This window comes from Campylobacter sp. RM12642, from assembly GCF_020137635.1.
Classification (GTDB): domain Bacteria; phylum Campylobacterota; class Campylobacteria; order Campylobacterales; family Campylobacteraceae; genus Campylobacter_E.
Genome location: NZ_JACGAT010000001.1, coordinates 44,269 through 56,000, shown reverse-complemented (window position 1 = coordinate 56,000; position 11,732 = coordinate 44,269). Strand labels below are relative to the sequence as shown.

Genomic DNA, 11,732 nt, shown 5'->3' with positions numbered 1-11,732 from the left:
TTTGCAACAATTTTTGCTAAATTTTTCGCAATAAAATACTTAAATATTACAAGTTTTCTAATAGTAATTTAGTTGTATTTATAATGCTTTATATATTGTTGTAGTAGATAAAATATTAATTTATAAAAATTTAATATTTATTATTAAATATTTAAAATCTTAAATATAAATTAATTTTTATTAGTAAATATAAAAATATATATTTTATAATTTTTCTTAAGAATTTCATTTTCAAATTCTAATTATTCAAAGAAGACTAAAAATACCTTATAACTTTATGATAATACTTAGTATATAAAATGTTTGCTTTACATTTTAAAAAGGAGAAATTATGGCAATTTCAAGAAGAACATTCCTTAAAGGTTCAGCAATTACAGCTAGTGCGATTACTTGTCCTTTGAGTGCTGATACAAATTTTTATGATATCAAGCAAATCCCACACGCTACACATTTTGGTGCATTTACAGCCGAAGTAAATAGCGAAGGAAAAATAATCAATCTTATCCCACACGAAAGTGATAAAAACCCAAGTGTAATCACTAAAGCTATCATAGATAGAACATATTCAGATACAAGGGTAAAATATCCAAGTGTTAGAAAAAGTTTTTTAGAAGGTAAAAATCGCCCTGATTTAAGGGGTCGTGAGCCTTTCGTTCGTGTTAGTTGGGATGTAGTGCTTGATTTATTATATAAAAAGCTTAAAGCTACAAAACCTGAAAATATCTTTAACGCAAGTTATGGTGGATGGGGTCATGTTGGCTTACTTCATAATTGTAACGCAGTTGCAGGTAGATTTTTTAACACCGTTTTAGGCGGAGCAATAGGCACTGATGGAGAGTATAGTAACGGAGCAGCGGGTAAAGTAAATACTGCTATAGCAGGGGATTTAGAAGTTTATAGTTTGCAGACAAATTACGAGCAAATGATTAAAAACTGCGAAGTTTATGTAATGTGGGGTTGTGATATTTACAAGGATAATCAAATAGATTTTAAGGTAGCTAATCGTGAGAATGATGGTTGGCTTAAAAAATACGCAGCTAGTAATATAAAGTTTATTAACATTGACCCACAATACACAAAAGCAGCAGAAATTACAAAGGCTGAATGGATAAAAATCGTCCCAAATACCGATGTTGCAATGATACTTGGAATGTGCCATTATTTATATACAAGTGGAAAATACGATAAAGAATTTATAGCTAAATATACAGATGGATTTGATAAGTTTTTACCATATTTACTAGGTAAAACTGATGGAGTAGAAAAAACTCCTGAATGGGCGGCTAAGATTTGTGGAATTGATGCGACTAAGATTAAAGAATTATGCGATTTATTCGTTAGTAAAAGAACATTTTTAGCAGGTAACTGGGCAAATCAAAGAGCACATCACGGCGAACAAGCTGACTGGGCTATCATAACTTTAGCTTGTATGATTGGTCAAGTAGGACTTCCTGGTGGTGGATTTGGCTTTTCTATGCATTATTGCTCGGCTGGTGGAGCGTTTAGTGGAGCGTTACTTCCTGTTGGATTGCCACAAGGAAAAAATAGCGTAAATATAAATATCCCTGCAAGTCGTGTAAGCGAAGCTATCCTAAATCCAAATAAAACTATTAATTTTAAAGGCAAAACCTTTACATATCCAGAGATTAAAATGTTTTATGTAGCAGGTGCTAGTGTTTTAGGTCATCATCCAAATACTAATGAATTAATTCATGCTTTAAGACAACTTGAAACAATAGTAGTTCATGAGCCTTGGTGGACGCCGATGGCAAAAATGGCTGATATAGTAATCCCAGCTACAACAACACTTGAGCGTGATGATATAAGTTTTGGTGGTTCATATTCGCAAGATTGGGTGTATGCTATGAAAAAAGTAATCGAGCCTGTGTATGAAAGCCGCAATGATTACGATGTTTTCTATGAACTAGCAAAGAGATTTGGCGAAAGAGAATTGGCTAAGTTTAGTGGTGGCAAGAAAGACCATTTAGAATGGATAAGAAGTTTTTATGAGAAGAGTGATTGTATAAATGAAATGGAATTTGATGAGTTTTGGGAGAAAGGCTCACTTCATTTTGAAATTCCAAAAGAAGCTTATGAATTCGTTCGCCACGCTGATTTTAGAAAAGACCCAGTGAATAATAAATTAGCAACAGAAAGTGGAAAATTCCAAATCTATTCACAAAAATTTGCTGATTATAATTTACCTGATTTTAAAGGTCATATAACTTGGTTTGAACCGGCTGAATATTTAGGAAATCAAGAATTAAGCAAAAAATATCCATTCCATTTATTAAGCCCACACCCAAGATATAGAATTCATTCTCAACTTGATAATACTTGGGTAAGAGAGCTTTACAAAATTCAAGGTCGTGAGCCTGTAGTAATTAATACTGAAGATGCTAAAAAGCTTGGTATTAAGCATGGCGAAGTGGTAGAAGTATATAATAATCGTGGTAGATTATTAGCTGGTGCATTTGTAAGTGATGATATTAGAAGTGGCGTTGTAGCTATTCAAGAGGGTGCTTGGTATGACCCTGAAGATGATAAAGATAATGCAAGATGTAATCAAGGTCATGTAAATGTGCTTACTTCATCTCGCCCAACTTCTCAAATGGCACAAGCAACAAGCGTAAATACTTGCTTAGTAGCGATTAGAAAACTTGATAAAAACGAAGCTGTTAAACCATATAAAAACACAACACCACCAACAATTATAGGAGCGTAAAATGAGAAAAATTATAGGATTATCATTAATTACTTTAAGTGCTTTTGCATACAAGCCTGATTATCAGCAAATATTTTTACCAACTCCTGCAAAAGTTGAGATAAAAAAGCAAGAATTTGCTAAAGATATTAGATTTATCTTAGATGAAAAAGCGACAATGCTAGATGAAAATCAAAAGCAAATCGGAACGATTTATGAAGGAACTATGGTTAAGCTAATTGAAACTAAGGGCGATTTAGCTAAGGTTAGCATTAGTGGAGAAGTTGTAGGAGATAAATTAGCATTTAATAAAAATGCGGAATTTGTCTATTTAGAGAGTAAAAACGCTAAGCCTGAAATGAGCTTTTGGGTAAAATCAAGCTCTTTAACTACTGATAAAGACGCTGCTTTTGAAGGTGTTGAGGTGTTTTATTATGATTCTTGCACGAGTTGTCACGCAGCACACGCTCCAAGCGAACACGCAATAGATGAGTGGGACGCTTATTTAGGAGCAATGCAAATGAATGCAAAAATTACTGACGAGCAAAAGGATAGAATATTACGCTATATGCAAGCACATTCTAGCAATGGAGCTTTTAAGTAAATTAAAATAGAATTTGTAATTAGGATTAATTACAAATTCTTTTATTATTTTTCTATTTTTGTTTTACAATCTAAGCACTCTATAAATGTGCCTTTTTTAAGTTCTTTTATAATCATTATTCCGCCACAATTAGCGCATTTTTCTTTAGCTAGTGGGTATGAGCTAATGAAATTACATTTAGGATAAGAACTGCATCCATAAAATGCACCCCTTTTAGAAAATCTTTGCACCAAATCGCTACCACATTTAGGGCAAGGGACATCTAGTTTTACTAATTCTTTTTTAGGTTTTTCTTCTTTGTTTTCGGTTTTTGTATCGTTTAAATTCCTTGAATATTTGCATTTTGGATAACCACTACAAGCTACGAATTTACCGAATTTGCCTTCACGAATTAGCAATTCTTTACCACAATCAGGGCAATTTTCTCCTAGTTTTTCTACTTGTTTTTGACTTTGAATACTTGTTTTTCCATCGTTGATTTTAGTGATAAATGGCTCATAAAATTCATTTAAAACCTCATCTAAGTCACGCCCATGAGTTGCAATCTCATCTAAACGCTCTTCCATATTGCTAGTAAATTTCGCATCTACTATTTGCATAAAATGTTCTTCTAAAAATTCTATGATTTTTTCGCCTTTTTCTGTAGGGATTAGTTGTTTTTTCTCTAACTTCACATAATCTCTATCAATTAAAAGGCTTGTTGTAGGTGCGTAAGTGCTAGGACGACCTATGCCTAATTCTTCAAGTTGCTTAATAAGACTTGCTTCGTTGTATCTTGCAGGTGGTTCTGTGTGTAAGGTCTTTATTTTTGAGCTTTGTAAAGTCATTTTATCGCCTTTATTTAAAGCAGGTAAAATCTTATCTCCACTAGCATCATCATTCAATCTTAAATGCCCATCAAATAGCACTCTTCTTCCACTTAGTTTAAACTTCGCCTTATTACTTGTGATATAAATTGTATTGTTTTCTATCTTCGCATCAGCCATTTGGGTCATTAAAAATCTATCATAAATTAATTTATATAATTTATATTCATCAGCCTTTAAATACTCTTTAGCAATTTCAGGAGTAAAGCTAACATTAGTTACACGAATAGCTTCGTGAGCTTCTTGAGCGCCTTTGCTTTTAGTCTCATAAACTCTTGCTTTAGTCGGTAAATATTCTTTGCCATAGTCTTTTGCGATTTGCTCTCTTGCTGATTTTATTGCTTCTTCGCTTAAGTTTAAGCTATCAGTTCTCATATAAGTAATTGCACCCATAAATCCTGCGTGAGTTTGAACGCCTTCATATAAAGTCTGTGCTAACATCATAGTTTTTTTAGGAGAAAAACCTAATTTAGAACTAGCAGCTTGTTGTAAAGTAGAAGTCATAAAAGGTGGTTTTGGACTATCTTTACGCTCTTTTATACTGATTTCATCTACGATAAAATCCGAGCTTTTAATGTGTTTTAGGATTTCTTCGGCTAAGGCTTTTTCAGTAATGCTTGTTTTTGATAATTTCTTGTTATCAAATTCTATTAATTCTACTTCTAAATCTGTTTTAAACTTAGTATCAAGCTCATAATACTCAATGCTTACGAAATTTCTTATTTCTCGCTCTTTTAAGATAATTAATCTTAAAGCCGCACTTTGAACCCTACCAGCACTAAGCTTGCTTGCTACCTTGCTTGATAATAAGCCACTTAATTTAAAGCCCACAATTCTATCTAGCATACGCCTAGCTTGTTGAGCATTTACGCTATTTAAATCTATTTTTCTTGGGTGTTTAATAGCGTTTAAAATAGCGTCTTTTGTAATTTCGTGAAAAACTATTCTATCATAGCCTAAAACATCTCCACCTAAGATATTTGCTAGATGATATGCAATTGCTTCTCCTTCTCTATCTTCATCGGTTGCTAGTAAGACTTTAGCACCTTTGCTAAGGCTTTTTAATTCTTTTACTATGCTTGAGTGAGTTTTACTGATTTCATAATTAGGTTTAAAATGCCCATCTTCTATATCAATTCCTAATTTATTTTTAGGCAAATCCCTAATATGACCTTTAGACGCAATTACGCTATATTCACTACCTACAAATCTTGAAATTGTTTTAGCTTTGCTTGGTGATTCTACTATTATTAGGGTATTACTCATTCGTTCTCCTTGATTAAAACATTGGCAAATTCATCATATAATTTTCTATATTCATCGCCAAGTTTTACTAAATCTTTATTTGTGCTAATGTATTCTAAATCCTTTAACACTGCATAATCTTTTAAAAAATTATTTGCATTTTCTTTTTTAAGATAAGTTTTTGCAAGTTCGTTATATACATTTAAAAATTCCTTTTGAAAATCTTCAAATTTTTCTAAATCAACGCTTAATAAAGTATCATTTGAAAAGCTTAAAACCTTGCTTTTAAATAATATTGCTAAAAATATCAAACCTTCACAATAATAAGGCTCTATTTCTTTAGTGCTTTTATAAGCCATTAAAGATACTGCTCTACTTGTTATATTTGCTAATAAGGCCTTTTTGTATTTTTCATCAAAATGATTGCAAAAATCATATATCCCACCAGCACTTGCTTTAAATTCTTCAATATTTTTAAATACCCCATTAGTATTCATTAAGCTTTCTGTATCGCTACCTATAAAGAAAATATGTCCTGCTTCGTGTCCAATGGTGCTAATCTCATAAATCTTTTTCCATAAAAACTCATCATTTAATACGCTTTTATTGTAGTCGTTAAAGGCTTTATCAAATACTTTTTGATTTAGCATTGTTCTTGGTTTTGATTTTGTTTTTTTATAGACAAAATCTAAAAATGCAAATATTTTTTTGCCATAATTTGCTGATACAAATTCATCATTTGGCACAACTTGAGCTGAAAATAAGCCATTTAATTCTGCTCCATAATAAAGTATAGGTTTGCTAATATGAAGTTCAATTTTGTCTAAATTAGCTAGGCTTAGATTTAATGCGTTTTGATTAGTTATATTAGCGTTTTTATAAGCTTTATTTAAGCTATTTTTCATCTTATTAACAAAACTTTCACTATTAAAATCATAATTATCATCAATTCTAATATCCCACTCAAGTGCTACTGAATGAGTAAATGCGTCTTCGTAATATTCTAAAAAATGCCCAACTTGAATGAAGTCTTTTGCCCCCATCCAAGCTATTTCAGCATTTTGCCAAGGCTTTAGGCTAAGCTCTTTACTCATTAAAGCATTTTGCAAGGCTTTAAGATATTTTATATATGCTTCATTTTTATGATTTAATTTAAAAAACTCATTAAAGTATTCATCAATCTTTTTAAATTCTTCTTTAAAATATAAAGAATATGGTAAAAGCTCTGGTTTAGTATCCAAATTAATTGCTATTGCATAAATCCTAGTAGCTATTTCATCATTTTCATCAAGATAATAAAGCTTATTATTTTTTATAAACTCATAAGGATTTTCTAAACTTTTAAAAAATTCATTATTTTTTTCAATTGCCTTATCCCATTTAGGCTGAATACTATTAAAAACAAGACCGATTTTATGCACTAGATTTAATAAATCTACATAAAATTTATCTAAACAAGGGCTTAATTTTTCAATGATTTTTATATGTCTTTGCTCGTAAAATTCTTTTACTCTTTTATATGCTAAATCTTTTGCTTTTGCTAAGTTTATATTATTTTTTTTGCAAGTATTTTCATAATTTGTAGTATTTAGCTCAATAATTCTTAATAAATATGAATTGAAATTCATATCATTTATTTCTAAGCCAAGTTCTTTTAAATCATTATTTATAAGCCTTGCTAAATCGTGATTGCTTGATGAGTTTAATTTGTATAATGAGAATAATTCTTCTTCGTGCTCTTTTATGATTTTTCCTAACATTTTTGCTCCTTTTTTCGCATTTTGCCAAAAAATATTTAAATATGGAACACACTTTGCTATATAAGTAAAAATATTTTTAAACAAGGATAGAAAATGGCAATTTCACCTATGAATAATACTGCTATGAGTGTTAATACAAGTATCGCTGCACAAAATGCTAATACGCTTTCTGATAAGCAAAAATCAGAGGGCTTTAGTCTTGATAATACCATTCATACAAGTGATGTAAAAAAGCAAGAAGCAGATGCAAAAGCCTTAAAAGAAGCTGATGGGACTAATCCAAATTCTAAGATTTCTCAAGAAGCTTTTATGAGATTATTGCTTGAAGAATTAAAGCATCAAGACCCAACAAGTCCAATGGATAGTGATAAAATGCTAACTCAAACAAGCCAACTAGCAGCTCTTGAAACCCAAGAAAAAACTAATAAAACTATGGATGAATTAGCTAAGAGAATGGAATTGCTTAGTAATAGTGTAGGAATTGGTATGATTAATGCAGTTGGTAAAATGGCTGTGCTTAAAAAAGATACCTTTACTCACGATGGTAAGGCTGTTGATTTGCCGTTTAACTTATACTTTCCAAATGGTGCTCCAAATGATGTAGTAATAGGTGTATTTAACTCAAATAAAGAGCAAATTGACGCAATTAAAGTCAATAAAGACATTATTCAAAAAGGTAATAATAATTTTATTTGGGATACTAGATATGAAGATGGAACTATTAGAGAGAAAGGCGATTTTAAATTCGTAGCTCAATATGAAGATGAACACGGAAATATAGTTCAAATTCCTAGCGGTTATTTTAAGGTTGATGGGGTTACTTTTGAAGATGGCAAGGCTTATTTGAACGCTTCTGGTATTAAAATCAGCTTTGATGATATAGCGCAATTTCAGGATGAAAAACTATGATGCGTTCATTTTATAACGGGGTTAGTGGGGTAAAAACTCATAGTTTTGGAATGGATTTATTAGCTAATAACATTTCAAACATAAACACCGTTGGCTACAAGGCTGCTATGCCTGAATTTAAAGACATATTTTATCAAACAGGCAATGATGTTGGTGGCTTAAATAATTTTGGGGCAAATCAAGTCGGACTTGCTGCAAGTGGTTTAAGCTCAACTTTTTCTCAAAAACAAGGAGCTTTAGTTTCTAGTCAAAATACCTTTGATGTAGCACTTGAAGGCAAGGGATTTTATGGCATAAAAGATTACGATGGTAATACTTATTATACTAGAAATGGGGCTTTTAATATTGATAGCGATTTTAATTTGGTTGATAGTTTTGGAAGATTTGTGCTAGGGACTATGAATGCTGGATTTAATGCGAGTGCTATGAGTGAAAATATTAAAGAAATGTTTGGAAAAGTTAGTTCAAATGCTGGTTTTACAATATCTAATAATGATTTAGATATTAAACTAAACGCACCAAACGCACAAACTCCTATAACATTGCCAAGAACACTTTTTATGAATGCAGTAGCAACTACAAATGTAAATATTAAAGCAAATCTTAGCAATGCTTTTCACGAAGAAGATAAGTATATAAATCTTGATAATATTGAATTAGAAATTGATAATAATAAAAGCACTTTTAAAGCAAGTAATCTTGAGCCTAATGCTAGAATTTTATTAGAAGTTGATAGGGGAGATGGAAGCGATACTATAGAAGCATTTGCTGATGAGTTTGGGAATTTAGAAAAGACAATTAGCGGGAATGTAAATAGCTTTAGTGCAAGGCAAGTAAAGACTATTAATGTAGGTGCTAATAATAAATTTGATATAGCAACTTATGATGCGAATGGAAATATTAGAAAAATTGATTTGCAAATACAAGCTATTGATAAGCTTAATTTCAAAGCTACTGCTATTTTAAAAGATACTCAAGGAAATACTATTAGTGAAGCTAGTGGGAATATTATTTTTAATACTGATGGTTCATTAAATACAAATGAATTAAATCAAATAGATGGAATAAATCTAAATCTAGGAAGCCCAAGAGTTGATGGCAAGGGTGGATATGATGGATTAACTTGTATTGATAATGCAAAAATAGAGCGTTATGTAGAAGCAAACGGCTATCCAGCAGGAGTTTTAAAAGATTACGCTATTGATGAAAGGGGCAATATATTAGCTAATTTTACCAATGGTAAATCTCAAGCTGTAGCTAAGTTTGCAGTGTTTAATTTCGTAAATGAGCAAGGCTTACATAAAAATGGAGAAAATGAGTTCAGCACTACTCCTGATAGTGGAAATCCTATATTTTTTACCGACGCAAATGGTAATGTAATAAACTCATATAAAATCAAATCAAATTATTTAGAGCAAAGCAATGTGGATTTAGGCACGGAGCTTACTCAAGTGATTATTTTTCAAAAGGCTTATGAAGCAAACGCTAAGAGCATCACAACAGCCGATCAAATGCTAAAACGCGCAATAGAGATGAAAAAATAATACAAAATAAATTATATTTAGCACAATTTTTCGTGTTAAATATAATTAAAAATATATTTTAAATAAATTATTTAGTATAAAAATATTTAAAAATTGTGTGTTTAATACTATTTTTAAAATATTTTCTACTAAATATTAGATATAAATGCTTTATTTTTAAGAGATAAATTATTAGTTTTACTTAATTAGTATTTTGGAATTATTTTTGATTTATAAGAACAATATTTTATAGTAATTTTTAATATGTTTTGATTTTGTTACTTTAAAAAGTTTTATTATTTATACAATTTATTTTACTTATAATTTAACTTTATATCAATTTAACTTATACATAATCATATAGTAATTAGACTAAACATAATTTTTAATTTTACTTATTGCTATTTTTAAGAAAGATTAATTTATAGCTAAAATTAAGGATTATTTAGAGTATGTTTTAGACTTGTTTGATGGATTGAATATAAGATATAAATATATGTTTAGTGAATATATGCTGTATTATAAAGATAAGGTTATAGGTGGTATTTTTGATAATCAATTATTATTAAAACCTACAAAATCAGTGTTGAAATACTTAAATGAACCTACTTTTTTATTGCCTTTTAAGGGTGCAAAAAATGAGATGGTTTTGTTTGATAAAGAAGATAAAGAGCTTTTGAGTATGATTGTAATAGCAATGGTTGATGAATTGCCAAATCCTAAAAAGAAGCTTAAAAATAGTAAAGATTGTATTAGTAATTAAAATATTTATAAAAATTCTTAATTTTAAATTCTCATAGCTATTTTGATTGAAATCTTGTGAAAAGTATTTAATATATTTATAATATATCAAGATAACTTGATATTTAGAATACTATAATAAATTTTCAAAATTATTTTATTTTGAAAAAGGATTTTTATGGAATTTACAAGTGAGAAATTATTAGAAACTTTTTATGAGTTTTTGTTTTTAACTGCTGAAATAAGCTTTTTATTTATTTTTATCAATATGATTATGTTTTATATTAATTCAAGATATAGCTTTAATAAATATTTAAAAAATAATATTTTTTCATATTTTATAGCAATATTTTTAGGCTCAATTACTACTTTTTGTTCTTGTTCAACTATACCTGTTTTTAATTCTTTAATTAAAAACAATATTAATCACGGAGTAGCTAGCGCTTTTTTACTAACTTCGCCATTAATTAATCCTATGCTAATTACTATGCTACTTAGTGCATTTGGTTTTAGCATAACTTTTTATTACATTATTTATATAGTTATATTTGTATTTATTATAAGCTATTTAATAGGTTTAATACCTGCAAGATTGCTATTAAAAGATATTGTAACTAAAGAATTTCAATTTAATCAAAATACCAAGCTTAATTTGTATGAATGTTTATACAAGTCTTTAAAATCATATAAGGATATTTTTTATTATGTATTATTTGGTATGTTAATAGGTGCTTTTTTGCATAATTTTATGCCTGTTGAATTTATTAAAGATTATTTATCTAGTTTTGGAATTTATGGTATATTTTTGGCTAGTTTTGTTGGTTTGTTGCTTTATATACAAACTTGCTTGATTATTCCATTGGGAGTAACTTTAATAAATGTTGGGTTTCCTATCGGTATATTTTTTAGCTTTTTAATAGCTGGTGGGGGTTGTTCTTTGCCTGAATTAATTTTACTTAGGTCAATGTTTAAAATTCGTATGATGATAATATTTATCATTAGTATTTTATCAATGGCAAATATTTTTGGAATTTTACTTTATTTATTTTATTAAGGATTAAAATGAAAAATTTATTAAATTATACAGCAGCTATAAATGATGAAACTAGGCTTAAAATCTTAGCTTTTTTAGATATTCATAAAAAATGTTGCGTATGTGAGATATGTGAGAGTTTTATGATGCTTCAATCTAGGATTTCAAGGCATTTAAAGATATTAAAAGATGCTGATTTATTAATAGCTAGTAGAGATGGGGCGTTTATTTATTATGAGATAAATTATGAAAATACTAAAGAGATTTTAGAGCTTTTAAAAAAGGCTAATTTTACTTTACCTGATTTAAAAACCCCAAAAGAATGTAATTCCTAGAAAATCTAGGAA

9 protein-coding genes are annotated in these 11,732 nt (G+C 29.4%); 7 read left to right on the top strand and 2 right to left on the bottom strand.

Annotated elements, in window-relative coordinates; translation table 11 throughout:
- The first annotated feature begins 331 nt into the window (after positions 1–331).
- Together AVBRAN12642_RS00280 and AVBRAN12642_RS00275 are read left to right on the top strand one after the other, a co-directional pair.
- Positions 332–2,725: a molybdopterin-dependent oxidoreductase gene (locus AVBRAN12642_RS00280; RefSeq protein ID WP_239803474.1), complete on the top strand. Its 2,394-nt coding sequence runs from the start codon at positions 332–334 to the stop codon at positions 2,723–2,725.
- 1 nt (position 2,726) lies between these two features.
- A complete protein-coding gene (locus AVBRAN12642_RS00275) occupies positions 2,727–3,308 on the top strand; it encodes a hypothetical protein (protein ID WP_267524991.1) in 582 nt (193 codons plus the stop codon).
- Between the two features lie 44 nt (positions 3,309–3,352).
- On the opposite strand, the gene topA is transcribed toward AVBRAN12642_RS00275, so the two are convergent.
- Complete coding sequence (gene topA, locus AVBRAN12642_RS00270) at positions 3,353–5,440, bottom strand: type I DNA topoisomerase (protein WP_214115779.1); 2,088 nt, start codon at positions 5,438–5,440, stop codon at positions 3,353–3,355.
- Positions 5,437–7,179, bottom strand: a complete 1,743-nt coding sequence (gene ciaB, locus AVBRAN12642_RS00265) for an invasion protein CiaB (RefSeq protein WP_336607803.1) — start codon at positions 7,177–7,179, stop codon at positions 5,437–5,439. Before ciaB ends, topA begins: the two co-directional genes overlap by 4 nt.
- 93 nt (positions 7,180–7,272) lie before the next feature.
- On the opposite strand from ciaB, the gene AVBRAN12642_RS00260 reads away from it, so the two are divergent.
- The 5 genes from AVBRAN12642_RS00260 (at position 7,273) to AVBRAN12642_RS00240 (ending at position 11,720) form a co-directional block, all read left to right on the top strand.
- On the top strand, positions 7,273–8,088 hold the full coding sequence (locus tag AVBRAN12642_RS00260; protein WP_214115777.1) for a flagellar hook capping FlgD N-terminal domain-containing protein: 816 nt from the start codon (positions 7,273–7,275) through the stop codon (positions 8,086–8,088).
- A complete protein-coding gene (locus AVBRAN12642_RS00255) occupies positions 8,085–9,632 on the top strand; it encodes a flagellar hook-basal body complex protein (protein WP_214115776.1) in 1,548 nt (515 codons plus the stop codon). Before AVBRAN12642_RS00260 ends, AVBRAN12642_RS00255 begins: the two co-directional genes overlap by 4 nt.
- 475 nt (positions 9,633–10,107) lie before the next feature.
- Positions 10,108–10,374, top strand: coding sequence for a competence protein TfoX (locus AVBRAN12642_RS00250; RefSeq protein WP_336607802.1), 267 nt, complete (start codon positions 10,108–10,110; stop codon positions 10,372–10,374).
- Between the two features lie 156 nt (positions 10,375–10,530).
- Entirely contained in the window at positions 10,531–11,406 is an 876-nt protein-coding gene (locus AVBRAN12642_RS00245; protein ID WP_336606787.1) for a permease, read from the top strand.
- An 8-nt stretch (positions 11,407–11,414) separates the two neighbouring features.
- A complete protein-coding gene (locus tag AVBRAN12642_RS00240) occupies positions 11,415–11,720 on the top strand; it encodes an ArsR/SmtB family transcription factor (protein WP_336606786.1) in 306 nt (101 codons plus the stop codon).
- The last annotated feature ends 12 nt before the right edge of the window (positions 11,721–11,732 follow it).

Bases quoted from the DNA above. Each gene is read 5' to 3' on its own strand.
- AVBRAN12642_RS00255 (WP_214115776.1), top strand. From the start codon at position 8,085: ATGATGCGTTCATTTTATAACGGGGTTAGTGGGGTAAAAACTCATAGT.
- topA (WP_214115779.1), bottom strand. From the start codon at position 5,440: ATGAGTAATACCCTAATAATAGTAGAATCACCAAGCAAAGCTAAAACA.
- AVBRAN12642_RS00275 (WP_267524991.1), top strand. From the start codon at position 2,727: ATGAGAAAAATTATAGGATTATCATTAATTACTTTAAGTGCTTTTGCA.
- AVBRAN12642_RS00250 (WP_336607802.1), top strand. From the start codon at position 10,108: ATGTTTAGTGAATATATGCTGTATTATAAAGATAAGGTTATAGGTGGT.
- AVBRAN12642_RS00240 (WP_336606786.1), top strand. From the start codon at position 11,415: ATGAAAAATTTATTAAATTATACAGCAGCTATAAATGATGAAACTAGG.
- AVBRAN12642_RS00280 (WP_239803474.1), top strand. From the start codon at position 332: ATGGCAATTTCAAGAAGAACATTCCTTAAAGGTTCAGCAATTACAGCT.
- AVBRAN12642_RS00260 (WP_214115777.1), top strand. From the start codon at position 7,273: ATGGCAATTTCACCTATGAATAATACTGCTATGAGTGTTAATACAAGT.
- ciaB (WP_336607803.1), bottom strand. From the start codon at position 7,179: ATGTTAGGAAAAATCATAAAAGAGCACGAAGAAGAATTATTCTCATTA.
- AVBRAN12642_RS00245 (WP_336606787.1), top strand. From the start codon at position 10,531: ATGGAATTTACAAGTGAGAAATTATTAGAAACTTTTTATGAGTTTTTG.